Source organism: Lederbergia sp. NSJ-179 (genome assembly GCF_022867885.1).
Lineage (GTDB): Bacteria > Bacillota > Bacilli > Bacillales > Bacillaceae_C > Lederbergia.
This window is the reverse complement of record NZ_JALIFP010000017.1, coordinates 36716-51400: the sequence shown is the minus strand read 5'-3', so window position 1 is coordinate 51400 and position 14685 is coordinate 36716. Positions and strand designations below refer to the sequence as shown.

13 protein-coding genes and 1 pseudogene are annotated in these 14685 nt (G+C 38.6%); 3 read left to right on the top strand and 11 right to left on the bottom strand.

All coding sequences use genetic code 11. The features are described from left to right. Positions 1 to 38 precede the first annotated feature (38 nt). The 4 genes and pseudogenes from MUB24_RS13595 to MUB24_RS13580 form a co-directional block, all read right to left on the bottom strand. Positions 39 to 947, bottom strand: a complete 909-nt coding sequence (locus MUB24_RS13595; RefSeq protein ID WP_244704958.1) for a sensor histidine kinase — start codon at positions 945 to 947, stop codon at positions 39 to 41. A gap of 20 nt (positions 948 to 967) precedes the next feature. Continuing rightward, positions 968 to 1717 (bottom strand): ABC transporter permease, encoded by a 750-nt coding sequence (locus MUB24_RS13590; protein ID WP_244704956.1) that lies wholly within the window; start codon positions 1715 to 1717, stop codon positions 968 to 970. Continuing rightward, entirely contained in the window at positions 1714 to 2625 is a 912-nt protein-coding gene (locus tag MUB24_RS13585; protein WP_244704953.1) for an ATP-binding cassette domain-containing protein, read from the bottom strand. The genes MUB24_RS13590 and MUB24_RS13585 overlap by 4 nt, the downstream gene beginning before the upstream one ends. Before the next feature lie 97 nt (positions 2626 to 2722). Beyond that, positions 2723 to 2884 (bottom strand): annotated as a pseudogene (locus MUB24_RS13580) (winged helix-turn-helix domain-containing protein); the annotation flags it as partial. Positions 2885 to 3420: 536 nt separating this feature from the next. Between MUB24_RS13580 and MUB24_RS13575 the strand changes: the two are divergent. Then, positions 3421 to 4230, top strand: a complete 810-nt coding sequence (locus MUB24_RS13575) for an aldo/keto reductase family protein (protein WP_244704951.1) — start codon at positions 3421 to 3423, stop codon at positions 4228 to 4230. Between the two features lie 287 nt (positions 4231 to 4517). On the opposite strand, the gene MUB24_RS13570 is transcribed toward MUB24_RS13575, so the two are convergent. From MUB24_RS13570 to MUB24_RS13540, 7 genes are all read right to left on the bottom strand, one after another. Then, positions 4518 to 4907, bottom strand: a complete 390-nt coding sequence (locus MUB24_RS13570; protein ID WP_244704949.1) for a VOC family protein — start codon at positions 4905 to 4907, stop codon at positions 4518 to 4520. Continuing rightward, complete coding sequence (locus MUB24_RS13565; protein ID WP_244704947.1) at positions 4907 to 5935, bottom strand: S-adenosylmethionine:tRNA ribosyltransferase-isomerase; 1029 nt, start codon at positions 5933 to 5935, stop codon at positions 4907 to 4909. The genes MUB24_RS13570 and MUB24_RS13565 overlap by 1 nt, the downstream gene beginning before the upstream one ends. Beyond that, positions 5935 to 6660 carry an SDR family NAD(P)-dependent oxidoreductase gene (locus MUB24_RS13560; RefSeq protein WP_244704945.1) on the bottom strand — a complete coding sequence of 242 codons (726 nt, stop codon included), beginning with the start codon at positions 6658 to 6660 and terminating at the stop codon, positions 5935 to 5937. The genes MUB24_RS13565 and MUB24_RS13560 overlap by 1 nt, the downstream gene beginning before the upstream one ends. Before the next feature lie 426 nt (positions 6661 to 7086). Then, positions 7087 to 9126: a HelD family protein gene (locus tag MUB24_RS13555; protein WP_244704943.1), complete on the bottom strand. Its 2040-nt coding sequence runs from the start codon at positions 9124 to 9126 to the stop codon at positions 7087 to 7089. Positions 9127 to 9306: 180 nt separating this feature from the next. Then, complete coding sequence (locus MUB24_RS13550) at positions 9307 to 9534, bottom strand: hypothetical protein (protein WP_244704941.1); 228 nt, start codon at positions 9532 to 9534, stop codon at positions 9307 to 9309. 253 nt (positions 9535 to 9787) lie between these two features. Further along, a complete protein-coding gene (locus tag MUB24_RS13545) occupies positions 9788 to 11164 on the bottom strand; it encodes a sensor histidine kinase (protein WP_244704939.1) in 1377 nt (458 codons plus the stop codon). A 41-nt stretch (positions 11165 to 11205) separates the two neighbouring features. Beyond that, a complete protein-coding gene (locus MUB24_RS13540; RefSeq protein ID WP_244704937.1) occupies positions 11206 to 11916 on the bottom strand; it encodes a response regulator transcription factor in 711 nt (236 codons plus the stop codon). Between the two features lie 155 nt (positions 11917 to 12071). On the opposite strand from MUB24_RS13540, the gene MUB24_RS13535 reads away from it, so the two are divergent. Both MUB24_RS13535 and MUB24_RS13530 read left to right on the top strand, forming a co-directional pair. Next, entirely contained in the window at positions 12072 to 12839 is a 768-nt protein-coding gene (locus MUB24_RS13535; protein WP_244704935.1) for an ABC transporter ATP-binding protein, read from the top strand. Continuing rightward, positions 12826 to 14685 carry an FtsX-like permease family protein gene (locus tag MUB24_RS13530; protein WP_244704933.1) on the top strand — a complete coding sequence of 620 codons (1860 nt, stop codon included), beginning with the start codon at positions 12826 to 12828 and terminating at the stop codon, positions 14683 to 14685. Before MUB24_RS13535 ends, MUB24_RS13530 begins: the two co-directional genes overlap by 14 nt.

The window sequence follows — 14685 nt, the reverse complement described above, 5'->3', positions numbered from 1 at the left end:
AGACTTGATGTGTTATAGAATGGCACGCTGTCTATCCCCTAATTCCATTTCTTAAAAAATACGTCAATCCTAAATTCGTCCTCATATACTTCGGCAACGACCTTACCATCTTGTTTGTTGATCAGCTGTTGAACAATATGCAGGCCTAACCCATGCTGTCCACTCGTTCTGCTCCTATCCATGCTATATGTTCGGTCAAAAATACGTTCTAGTTCGTTCTGATCAAATGCCTCGATATCATTTGCTGCCCGTAACCGAATGTATTCCTCTTTTTCCATCAGATTAATCGTGAAATAGCTTTTAGCATAGCGCAACGCATTTTGAATAATATTAGTAATAATTCGGTTCGTTGCCTTTTTATCAGCCAAAATAGGCGATACGACTGCCTCATCTACCTCCACCGTTAATTGACTTTTTTCAAAATCTCCATAGAACATTAGCATTGTTTCTACCACCGCTTGGTCTAAATACACCTGTTCCATATCCCATTGCTTGTCCGATGACTCGATTTGCGAAAGCTCATAGAATACATCCACCATCATGGTGAGATTGTTAATCTTTTTTTGAATAATCTCCAAAAATTCCTTTTTCTCCACTTCTGATAAAGACGGATCAGTTAATAATTCCGAGAAACCTTTAATGGATGTTAAAGGTGTCCGCAAATCATGTGAGATATTCGTCATTTCCTGCTTCAGTTCTTTCTCTCTCTTTTGACTCTGTTGCTGGTCTTGCTTAAATAAATGAATCAGCTGGTTGACCTTGGTAATAAACCGGATGACTCCCTTACTATGCGTATTGGTTCGCACCAATTCATTCGTACCGAAATTCTCAATAATATTCGCTAATTGGTGTGTCATTCTTCTTAAATCCCAATGAAGATACAGCAACATCCCAACACTAATCACTAGCAGAGAAGCAAGAATAATGCTCATCAACCAGCTGCCCATTGCTATTCACCCCTTCCTTATCAATCAATGTTTTGTTTACCGAATTTGATTGCCCCTAATAGTAAAGAAAACACAGAAATTACAATGCCAGTAACCCAGTAACGATAATCAAATTGAGCCGAATGGTTCATAAAATTAATTAAGTTGTCGTTTAATTGTGTGCTTGGTGCATATTTATATAGCTCATTTATCCCTGAAACCCAGTGGAGCATCATTCGTAACAGATCATCAAAAAAGAGAAAAAGGAATAGCACTACGATAATGATATAGACTTCACCAATTTTCAGCATTCTCATCATATGAATGATAAAAAATCCGCTAAGGACAAGCGGGATCATATTGAAACTAGCGACCAAGAAATTCCTAACTGATTGTTCCTCACTAACGAAAAGACTCTCTCCCAATCCAATCATTAAAAGGAGACCCACTACACATACCAGCAGAAAATAACTTAAGGTTAGAATTAGCTTTGACCAAAAAATCGTGTTTCGGGAGACGCCAAAGGATACAGCTTGTTTGATGAGAGACATATCCTTACCAGTAAGAGCCAAATTAAAAAGAAAGCTTACGATGATAACTACTATCCCGCTACCAATCACATTTGAATAAAAGAAAGTGCTGGTTGCATAAGGAAAATCCGCTTGATGCTGTTTAGAATAATACAATACCAACGCCGCTGCTGTAATGAGAAGAAAACCAATGACACTCGTCAAATAAAGACTTTTTTTGCGTAGTAAACGATAGTTTTCACTTTTCATATAATTAATCATTCGTTATCCCCCACCAATCCTAAGAAATACGATTCTAAATTCAGTGCTTCCATACGAAACTCCATCACTAACACACCATTATCGATTAAGAGACGATTAATTTCGCCAGCTTCCTCTATATGATTTTGTATCGTTATGACTTGATCGGGGAGGACTTGATACTGGATATCAGCATAGGCTTGCTCTAATACCTGTGCTGTCTTAGCCGTATTATCCACTTTAATCTGAATTTGTTTCCTGCTTTTGTCATCTAATTCTTTTTTATCTAAATCTTCCACAATCTCCCCGTCTTTGATAAAGACAAATCGTGTGGCCAGTAGCTGCAATTCCGTTAAAATATGGCTGGAAACCAATATGGTTATTTGTTTTTCTTGATTGAGCTTCAGCAACAGCCTGCGCATTTCCCTAATTCCTTCAGCATCTAAACCATTAATCGGTTCATCCAGCACGAGACAATCCGGACTGCTTAGCAGACAAAGTGCTATACCTAATCGTTGCTTCATTCCCATAGAGTAGTCTTTGAAGCGTTTCTTCTGTTGATTTGCTAAACCAACAATTTGCAAAACCTCATAAATACGTTTCTTTTCCACAACTCCACGCTGAATTCGAAAATATTCTAAGTTTTGCCTCGCTGTAAAATCCGGGAAAAAGGCTGGTGTTTCAACCATAAACCCCATTCTTTTTTTGGCATCCACCAAATCACTTCCTGAGGCACCAAATAAATGAATATCGCCTGTAGTTGGCATTATTTGTCCTGCTAACATTTTGAAGATGGTTGATTTACCAGCTCCATTTTTACCAATCAAGGCACAAATTTCGCCTTTTTCCACTAAGAAATCAAGCGGTTTGATCACTTCCTCATTCTTAAATGTCTTCGTCAATCGATATGTTTGGATAATAGCGTCCATCTTGCCCGACTCCTTCGCTAAATTTTCTTGATATTCTTAGTTTAGCTTAGGTGTCTTTAATATCCTTTAAGCAAAACATAAAGAAATCATAAAGAATTTAAATTAGCATGAAACCGACTCCCCAAACGGTTTTAATATATTCATCCGGCGTGACTTCGGCTATTTTTTTGCGCAGGTTGGAGATATGTACACTAATGGTATTGTCATCCCCTACATAAGTCCCCTTCCAAATTTTTTCATAGATCTCCTGCTTGGAAATCCAATAAAATTAAATCGAAAGTATTGTTTTTCAGCTGCAACAGCCCTCCTGTACCTGAATAATCAGACTAGCCAAACCGAAATCATGTACACAATCGCTCGAATATATTTTTTATTCGTCGTTGAGATGGATTTATTCGCCGTCACCCGTTTTTATTCGTCGTCAGGCTACTTTTACTCGTCATGCTCGTTCTTTATTCGTCATCATGCTGCTTTTATTCGCCGTTAAGGCTATCAGACCCATTATTTGGCTCGGATAAAATCGCCTTCCAGCAAATAAGTATCTGCTCTCCCTTAAAATCCCCTTTATCTCATAACCAAGGTGTCTCCTCCTTTTGTTCAACAATTATTTCGAAAAGCCCTTTAATGCATTTTGAAACTCTCCCTTTGGGAAAATCACCTTTTCAGTAACATCATATAATGGTACAATTCGAATAACAAATGCCTATATTAAACCATGAAGAGGTTCATTTTCTTACGAAAAACTAAGTTTACTAAAAAATTAAGGCAATAATATGAACGAGGGAGGAAGTATTCATGGAATTTGTTACATTAAGCATGGGCTCGAAATTACCGATTGTTGGCAGTGGTACTAATACCTTTGGGAAAGCAGACCGTAACTATATGGGAGAGATCAATGATGATACCACTGAATTGGAAAATGCGATCGCCTTAGGATATCGACATTTTGATACAGCGATTTCTTATCGCAATGAAGCCGTTGTAGGTAAAGCGATCAAAGAAAGTGGTTTACCTAGAAGTAACTTCTTCTTGACCTCAAAAATTCCTGGTAAAGAAGAATACACCGCTAGTGAAGCTGCGGTGCGTCGTGGTGTGGAAGAAAGTTTGACAGCTCTAGATACATCCTATATTGATTTGTATTTAATTCATCATCCATGGGGCGATTTGGCAGAAATCCTTGGCGTTTGGCGTGTCTTAGAAGAATATGTCGATCAAGGAATTTTAAAAGAAATTGGTGTGTCAAATTTTAATGAAAAAGAATTAGGCTATCTTTTAGAACATGCTCGCATTCAACCAGCAGTCAACCAAATTGAATCCCATCCCGGAAAATGGAACGATGGAATTATCAGTTATTCCTTAGAGAATCAGGTCATCCCAGAAGCATGGGGACCACTAACTAGAGTCAGTGATGAAGCTCAAGAAACTCTAAGTGCAATCGGAACAAACTACAATAAAACGTGGGCACAAATCATTTTACGTTACCAAATTGAACGTGGTGTTGTGGTGATTCCTAAATCCCATAACAAAGAGCGCCAAGCCTTAAACTTAGAGATTTTTGATTTTGAATTAACGGAGGACGAACGTAAGATCATTGCGAGCTTGTAATATAGAACTTAGCTTATGCAATCAAATAGCACTTAGTAGGACAATATTGCTCATTAATTTTTTTGATGGAAAATAATGAAGTACTCTCTATTTAGTCAGTTGTAGATACTTATGACGCGGATTGAGGATAATGGCGAACCAATTTCGTATTTAAAACATACTAACACTAGTAGTACAGACCAAGTGCATGGTTTGTACTGCTAATATTAGTATGTTTAGGTTACCAATAAGTTAATTTTCATCTCTTCCAGAAAGAGAACAATGGACCGCTCGTGCCAAACAATGGATCAGTATCTGGCACAGGAACATTTTGAATGTTTTCTATTGCACACTTGAATAAGCTCTATTACCTCACCATCAAGTCCCTCATAAAAAACAGTCACCCAGCCATTTTTCAGCTTATAGGGGCCTTCTGAAGAAGAGAGTCCCTTTCCTCTCAGCCTTTTCATCCAGCTTTCTATGTCTTCGACTTGCCACGCTATATGGACTGAATGGCATGGGGGCGGAATGTCCTCTAATTCAATTAATTCGATTTTCACATCTTCATTTTTTAAAAAGGCAATTTTTTCACCGCTCAACGTAAGGAATTGCTCCATTTTAAAGTCAAACATACTTTCATAGAATGAAATGGAGTGATCTAAATTACGAACATCAATACCAGCATGATGCCACCTCATCATTTCTCTCCCATTGACAGGATCAGATTCATATCACCAAACTCATGCCAAAGATATTCGGCTGATAATGCTTCCTCATAAGCCTTCATAAGAAGTTTTTCATCAATAAAAGCACTAAGTAGATCCAGATGGCTTGCCTGCGGTTCATGAAACCCTGTTAAAAGTCCGTCCACTGCTCTCAGCGGGTACCCTTTTTGAATATATAGACGCGTGATCCCTTCCTGTGCTTCAACATTTCCAACATGATTAACCGCTGTTTCAAGGGCTCGAACGACGGTTGTTCCAACTGCAATGACACGTCCCTTATTTTTTTTCGTTTTGTTTACCAATTCTGCTGTTTCTTCTGGAATGCAAAATGCCTCAGGATGGTTACTCGGATCAGGCCATCGGTCATTTTCATAATAACTTAATCCAGCATGCAGCTGCAGATAAGCGATTTTGACTCCCTTTCGCTTTAATCTACTGAGTAGCTTCCAGGAAAAAGCTCTTCCTGCTGAAGGCATTTCCACTGAACCTGGAATGGAAGCATAAACAGTTTGATACATCTCTAACGGCCATGGTGTTTTAATATATTCATAGTAGACCGGCTCCCCGTATCGATAAATCGCATCATATAAATCCAATCCACTCTTTGAAAAGGAAAGAATGACCAAAGGCGCCTCATTTCCTTTTCCTATAATGGTTGCTGATAATTCTCCGGGTAGATCTATCTCTTCCCCTACTTTCAATGCGTCTTCTACAATGAGTGCTTCCCACTCATGATCAGATAATTTTCGGGATAATCGAATTTCAATCGTTTGCTTCCCTCTTTTTCCTTTTAACACAGGCGGAAGAGTGCGGCTATTATTTAGCACAAGCAAATCTCCCTCGCGCAAGCTGGAATCCAGCTGATCAAAATAATGATGAAAGCATTCCCCTGTAGCTCTGTCGAGAGTCATTAAACGGACATGATCCCTACTGATCCCTCTATATTCCGCAGGGGTACTTGCATCTAAATATTTAGGCACTTGGAAGGAACGGGTAGCCATTATTGAATGTCCCCTTGTTTATCTAAAAGGGATTGGGCTTCATATCTGATTCCGTTTACTTCCATGGATTCATTCAATGCGATGGATACAAATACTTTTGCTGTATCATTTGGGTCACCCAGTTCATAGTCACAATCCGGAACGGCAATCCAGTGCATCTCCGTATCCATTTCACCAGGATCAACCATACATACACTGACCCCTGTATCCTGCAGTTCGTCGGCCCATGTTTGTGTTAAGCCCTCCACAGCGAACTTGGAAATACCGTAAGCACCCCATTCCGCATATCCTGTTTTCCCTGCATCCGATGTGACATTAAGGATTCTTCCTTTATTTCGGGTTAACATGCCCGGCAATACACGCTTCGTGACAAGGAAAGGATTCATCGCATTCACTCGGAGTACTTCCGCAAAATCATGATCCGGATAATCAGCCAACAGTGTAGGTCCTGGTCCAAATATGGATGCATTATTAATTAATACATCAATCCTTCCAAACGCTTCTTCCGCAATCGATACGAAACGATCGACATCCTTAGCTTTAGAGATATCTGCATTGACTGCGACGACTTCTGCTCCAAGCTCCCGGGCTTCCAGCTCCACCTTATGCAACAGCTCTTCCCCTCTTGCACAAATGGCAAGCCGTACTCCCTGCTTTGCGAATGCCAAGGTCAATGCTTTACCAAGGCCTTTAGATGCTCCTGTGATCATAACAACCGTTTTCATAAAATTCACTCGCTTTCTTAATAAATGTCCTTACTATTACTTTATAGAAAGAGAGCATAGGAAACATCGGAAAGAAGACAGAAAGCTACTACTAAAAAAAGATGATTCATACATACAACTTTTGAATGAGAAGAATGCATTTAAAATCATCAATTCTTTATACCGATGACTTTCACCATTGAACATAGTCAAAAGGGAATGATAAATGAGTCGATCTATGACGGCCACCATTAAGAAAAGCGCAAGCGCCCGTTTAATGGATGAACGGCTAAGTTCGCGCCGTCCTGGCGCAACGCCGTTCTGACCAACATCCTGTTGGCCCCCGACAAGCAAATGTTCTGAGACAAAGAAAGGCGTTTTTGCCTTTCATTGTCTCAGGTTATTTGACCTCGAGCTGCCTTACCTCTAAAGAACGATTATCACGCTCTATCCAAGAGAAATCAGTTCAGATGGTTTTCCACTATAAAAAATCGATAAATGATGGAGTGCTCTTGTACAGCCAACATATAATAATTTTGTTGTTTGCTCATGTTTAGGGTAATGTACTTCATCGACATCGACCATTAGAACGGCATCAAATTCTAATCCTTTTGATACATACACAGGCAATAAGGAGAGTCCTCCTTCGTATGTTTTATCTTCGCTTGTAATCATTTTTAATGCTGGAAGTTCACTTTTCAAATTAGCGTAAACCTGATCACATGCTGATTCAGATCTTAAAATAACCGCAATCGTATTCATACCTTGATGTTCCATTGCATTTACCCAGCTGACGATTTTCTTCGTTTTATCCTCTGCTTGTATTTGTTGGATCTGCACATCTTCCCCACTCCGAAATACTGGCTCCGCATAAGCAGGTGGGTTTTCGAGATGACTTAGAATCTTATTAGAAAACGCAATAATCTCATAGGTGGAACGATAGCTTTTCGTCATTTGGAAGAATTTCGCGCGGGATGTACCGAAAAGTTCAATAAAACGTTCCCATTGGTCAATTCCTTCATCACGATGAATACCTTGTGCCAAATCTCCTAATATCGTAAATGATGCTTTTTTTGTACGTGCATTTAATACGGAAACTTGATAGGGTGAGAAATCTTGTGCCTCGTCAATGACAACATGATCAAACCGATCTTCTTTCTCGATGCCAAACCAATAATCGTGAATATCCAATAAAGGAGCTAAATCATCCAGAGCTATATTTTTCTTTGGCGGTAAAATGTCTTCTTTTCCCATTCTTTTTAAGATTTGTGCATAAAGCTCATAAGGTTTTCTATTTTTCCATTTACGTAAGTATTTTCTTAGTTGCGTCTTTCCCTCTTTTCGAGCTTGCGCTTGTTCTTTTTTCTCCTCATACATCTTTGCCTCAATTTCAATCCAACGTGTTAATTTTGCTTTAAGCCTTTCGTATTTCTTTACAACAGGGTTATCTTTAAAGTCTGTTTCTAGCCAGCTTTTTATTTTTTCTAGGGAAACGCCTTGTTTATTCTCCCAGGGAATAAAATCTTCTGCAGGAAGCCACTCTTTCTCTAATTGTGATAATTGCTCCCTTATTTTCTGTTGAAACGCTAATGTTCCTTTCAAGTTACCCTGATCAACACGTTCTGACTCAAAAAAGGCCTTTCTTCTTTTGCTAAGAGATTCTAGGTGGCAATTCGGATCATCAATAATCGTCATTGCCCACTTTGGAAAGGTTGTTTGCACAATATCCCCTACGCCCAATTCAGGTAGTACTTGAGATATATAATCCAGAAAGATCGTGTTCGGTGCAAAGATAATCATGCGATTTGCATTTAATTGCTCGCGATATTCATATAACAGGTAGGCCAGCCGATGAAGGGCTACGGTCGTTTTTCCACTCCCCGCTACTCCTTGTATAATGACGGCTTGGTTTAAAGGGTAACGAATGATTTCATTTTGCTCCCCTTGAATAGTGGCGACAATGTCACGAAGTCGATTATCTTTTTGATCGCCTAATTTATATAATAGAAATTCATCTCCTCCAGACAATTCCTGTTCTCCGCGAATATAGCGGTCTACTACTCTTTGCAGCTCTTGTTCATAAGTAACAATATTTCTTTTTAAATAGATTTCACCTTCAACGATGCCATCAGGAGATTGATAATAGACATCCTCTTCACTCCCACTAAAACCATAGAATAAGCTGGAAATCGGTGCACGCCAGTCCGTAATTATAACATTTCCGTTTTTCTCATCGAAAACACCGGCTTTTCCAATATACGTTACTTTTACCTCATCTGCTTCTTCCTCTTTAAAATCAAGCCGAGCAAAATAAGGATCTTTTTTAGCACTGATTAATGATTCTAGCATTCTCTTCCTACTCTCATCTAAGGCTATTTCACTAATATCATCACCAACATATCCAGATTTAGCGGCTACCTCCTCATATTGCTTGTTAATAATAGCTAATTTTTTGTTTAATTCCTTCTTTTCATCTTCAAATTGCATTTCGAATCCCTCCTTAACTGAATGTCTTGTTATTTTAGCAAGTAAAAATCGAAAAATATAGACTTATAAATATATTTGATGTATACTACTTAATAGAGTATTGCCAAAAATTCACTTAACATAAAATAGTAAAACACACATGAAAAACCATCATTATTGTTGGTTTTTCATGTGTGTTTTTTAGTGTTTTTTAAGGTTCTTCTTGCCGCTCCCACTGCGGGCGGGTATTGTATTTATCCCCCAAGCTTTTGTGAGCAATCCATGGCAGTGAACGGGACTGCGTTTCTTGTTCGGAATTGCAGCCGCCGTGGTCTTCCCTGAACCTGTTACACCACACATCATAATAATGAATGGATTTGAAGTGATTTGTCTTAATATGTCCTCTACATTTTCTTCAAAATTCATCAATACGATCACTCCTTCATAATTTCACCTTTTTCCTCTATATAATCGGGTTACTTGAATTTTCTGCCATAAATTTTGCAACAATTCGTCGTTGAGGTGGATTTACTCGTCGTCACTCCGTTTTTATTCGTCGTCATATTTGTTTTATTCGTCGTGCCACTTTCTTTATTCGTCATCACGCTACTTTTATTCGTCGTTAAGGTTTTCAAGCATCCTGCAGACCTTCTGCAAGCAAAAAATCCCTACAAATAGGGATTTACGGAATCTCAATCTCGATCGTCGTTCCTTTGCCTTTAGCACTCGTTAATTGAACGGTGCCTCCATGTGCTTCAATGATATCGCGGGAGATCGCCATACCAAGACCTGTCCCATAACTATTGCTAGTATTGGTTCCGCGATAAAAACGTTCAAATATTTGTTCTTGCTCCTCCTTAGCGATGCCTCTACCATTGTCCTTAATTGTAATACCATTATCTGTGACGATTACATCAACCTCAACATCGTCATCGTTATGAAGCAGAGCATTATAGATAAAATTAAGTAAGGCACGTTTCATTAAGTGTTGATCAATATTCCAGTTAAGCGTGGTAGCAGTGCTATCATATTGAATATGCTCCGAACTAAATTGTGGATCATTTAATAAATCAATCACGATCTCACGGACAAAGTGTTCCATATTGGTCGGTTGCTGGTGAAGGGGTAATTCCTGATTTCGTAACCGCATCGTTAAATTAAAGTCGTCAAGAAGCTCTCTCATATAAAGAGATTGACGTTCGATCACCTCAGCATACTCTAGTCGTTCCATATCAGATAGATTTTCACTCCGTAATAATTCCGCATAGCCCCGAATGGAGGATAGCGGTGTTTTAATATCATGTGAGACGTTGCTAATCCATTCATTACGCATTTTTTCTAGCTTTTGACGTTCCTGCTCGTGAGCCTGCATTGTTTCCGCTACATCATTCAAATTGGCAAAGACATGCTTATAAATTCCCGGTCTTTTCACTTTTTTCGTTATGAATACACGTTCCTTTAAGGAATGGATTCGATCAATTATACGATTAACAGGTTTGGTTAAAATTGTGCTGAATAAAAAGCCTATGAGAGTAGCGATTAATAAATTGACAATCATAATCGCTCCAAGGAATCGGGGAATATAGGTTAACATCTTTCCTTGATCAACCATCATAACATGACGCTTTTCTTGCGAGTCAGGAACAACCACTAAATAGCTGTAATCCTCGTAATCTCCGATAAAATACGTATTTAAGTCATCATCCATGTACTTATATTTATGAACAAGCTCCATGGGGCTATAATGCTTAGTAGCGTCCTCAGGCGCTTGGTAGGAATTAATCACGTTACCATTTTGATCGAGAATTTGTAACCAGGCACCAAATTGCTTCAAGGCTTCTTGGCCAGTAGGTGAAACAACTAGTTCATCGTCATTTAATTGTAAATATTTCTGGAAAGAACGGGTGAAATCTTCCCCGGAATTACGATCAAGGCCAGTATTCTCTTGATTGCTCTGATAGACGAGAAATCCAAACAAAATGATTGTATTTACAACAAATACAATTAAAACAATACTAAGCACAGATAATAAATATCGCAGCGTAATTTTCCATTTCAATCTATCTCACCTGCTTCCATCCTCTGATTCTTGGCTGTCTGTTAATGCGGGATAAAACGATAACCTAACCCCTTGACTGTGAGAATATGCTTTGGTTTCGATGGGGAATCCTCCACTTTTTCTCGAAGTCGTCGAATATGTACCATTAAGGTATTGTCAGCACCATAGAAGTCCTCTCCCCAAACGGTGCGGAATAATGTTTCTTTACTTAAGATTTGATTGGGATGCCGAAGAAAGCAGGCCATTAATCCGACTTCTTTTGCTGTTAACTCTAATCGCTGTCCATTCTTAGTTATTTCTGTTTCTTCTGTATTCATCTTAAATACCCCAACGGTTTTCTCCTTCTTTTCCATAGTTCGGGCACTTGATTCCATTGTATATATCCCGGCACGCCGAAGCTGAGCCTTTACACGGTAAGCCACCTCTTTTGGACTGAACGGTTTGGTAATATAATCATCCCCGCCAATCGCAAGCCCAAGTATCTTATCCACTTCATCTGACTTAGCCGATAGAAATAAAATAGGAATGCGAGATGTCTCCCTAATCTTCCGGCAAAGATCGTAGCCCTCACCATCTGGAAGCATGATATCTAAAATAGCGATGCTAGGTGCAAACTGCTCGAATTTCTCCCAACCCTCTTGTAAGGTGCCGGCTGTTTCTACTTCGGCAAAACCTTCCTTCATTAAGGTAGTTTTCATCAACTGACATAAATCCTTTTCATCATCGACAATTAATATGCGTGGTGCCTCCATATCTCTCATCCTTTCACGATGTATCTCTTATTTATCTCTTATCATAACAGCTTTTTATCGAGGAATACCTCATTTAAGAATTTTGTAAGGTAGACGTGAATTTCATGTAAGGGTGGCGAAGTATAGTGAAAGTATCAGAAAGAGGTGCATAACAAATGGAATATGTATTAAAAGTAAACAATGTCGAAAAAACTTACGGAAAAGGCACGAATACCTTTAAGGCCCTTGAAAATATATCGTTCACCATTGAACCGGGTGAATTTGTTGGGGTAATGGGACCATCTGGTGCTGGGAAATCGACTTTATTAAATGTATTGGCAACAATCGACTCCCCCACTAATGGAGATATCTTTATTGAGGAAGATAATATTGCCAAGATGAAAGAAAACAAGTTGGCAGACTTTCGTCGAGATCATTTAGGGTTTATTTTTCAAGATTATAATTTATTAGATTCTCTAACAGTAAGAGAAAATATTCTATTACCACTTGCAATTGCCAAGCAGCCTGCAAATGAAATTAAAGAAAAAGTACTCGGTATGGCTAAAACATTTGGTATTGAAGATTTATTAGATAAATACCCTTATCAAATTTCAGGTGGACAAAAGCAACGAACCGCTTCATGTCGCGCGTTAGTAACAAAGCCAAAATTATTATTTGCAGATGAACCGACAGGGGCACTTGATTCCAAGTCAGCAACTGATTTATTAGAGAACTTAAGCTCCTTAAATTTAGAACAGGAAGCAACAATCATGTTGGTCACACACGATGCCTATGCAGCTAGCTTTTGTCGCCGAATACTTTTTATTAAAGATGGCCAATTATCGCAAGAAATGATTCGGGGTAATCATACACGCAAGGAATTTTTTCAATTCATTTTAGACGAATTGGCAGAATTAGGTGGTGATGGACATGACATTATTTGATCTAGCCGCAAAAAATATCAAACGCAATATCAAACATTATGCACTCTATATCGGGGCAACGGTGTTTTCAATCATTATTTATTTTACTTTTGCTACGTTAAAGTATAGCGATAATATCAGTGGTTTAGCAGAAACATCAAGACAAACCCAAAGTATTATGAGTGCTTCCGCCTTTGTACTAATGATCTTTGTGGCTATTTTCATCCTATATTCCAATACATTTTTTATGAAAAAAAGAAAAAAAGAAGTGGCGCTCTATTCTTTATTAGGGGTCAGAAAACGAACAATCGGCTTCTTGCTTTTCTTTGAGAATATGATGATTGGAATTATTTCATTAGTTATTGGTGTAGTACTGGGATTCTTTTTATCGCAATTACTTTTGCAGATTTTATTGAAGTTAATGGGAATGGAGATGACACTTGGGCTGACTTTCTCTGCTAACGCCATTCTCAATACAGTTGTTGTATTTTTTGTCATATTCCTCGTTACATCATTACTGGGCTATCGTGTTATTTATCAATTTAAGTTGATTGATTTGTTTCAGGCAGCTAAAAAGGGAGAGGAACAGCCCAAAGCCCGGATCATTGCTGTATTGACTGGTGTGTTAGCTTTAATTTTGGCTTATTGGATCGCATTACAGGATTTTGCAACCTCAGAGGTGTGGCGAGTCTTGGGTATTGCAACACCCCTTGTGGTGATAGCATTAACGATTATTGGCTCTTACTTTTTATTCAATAGTGTGTTCGTTTACGTATTAAATAAAATGAAGAAAAGAGAAATTTGGGCATGGAAAGGTCTTAATCTGATGACAGCTTCACAGCTTCTATATCGCATTCGTGGGAACGCAAAAACATTAACGATTATTGCCACCTTAAGCGCGACAACGATTACTGCTGGTGGAGCCGTCTTCGGCATGTATTATAACACAGATAAGAATGTCGAAGCTTATGCGCCATTTTCCTTTATGTGGCAAGGACCACAATATGAAATAGAAGAAGAATCGGTAGAAGCAAACATTGAATTTGAAACAAAAAATATTCGGGTGCCTGGTGAGGAAATGGATAAAGAATACTCTATCATTGATCAATCCACATTTGCTCAGCTTGCCAAAGCATTAGATTGGGACGATATTGAGCAAATTAATCGGAAACAGACAGAGGCACTGTTGATTGAACCTTTCTATGATGAACGCTGGTCGGAGAAAATTGAAGAAGTCGTAGTGGGCAATAATCAGTATCAGATTCAAAAAATGTATCCCAAGTCTATTTTTAATGTAGAAGTACTACCTGGCAGTGTGCTTGTCTTAGGTGGTAAACAGTATCAAGCGCTTGCTGGAGAAGCAACAAAATTCCACGCCATTCAATTGGATAATTATAAGAAACATGACGATTTATCTGAGGAACTAGCTTCTTCACTTGATACCGAAAAATTCTCAAGTGCACTTAGAGATTATCAAGAGTCATTAAAAGCCTCAGGTACCCAGTTGTTTGTCGGTAGTTTCCTAGGTTTAGTGTTCTTATTAGCAACAGGAAGCATTATTTTCTTCAAGATGATGACAGAGGCAGAAGAAGATAAAAGTAAATACGGAATTCTTTATAAAATTGGTGTATCGAAACAAGAAATGAAGCGGACAATCCGTTATCAAATGGGCTTGGTGTTTATCGCCCCATTATCCCTTGGATTAATGCATGGCACGGTCGCTTTAATCGCCATTTCAAACTTATTACACATGAATTTGTGGGAACCAATCTTATGGTGGATGCTCGCTTATACATTTGTCTATATTATTTATTATTTTATTACCGTTCAATGTTTTTATCGAACAACGATTCAGGAGGGGAATTAA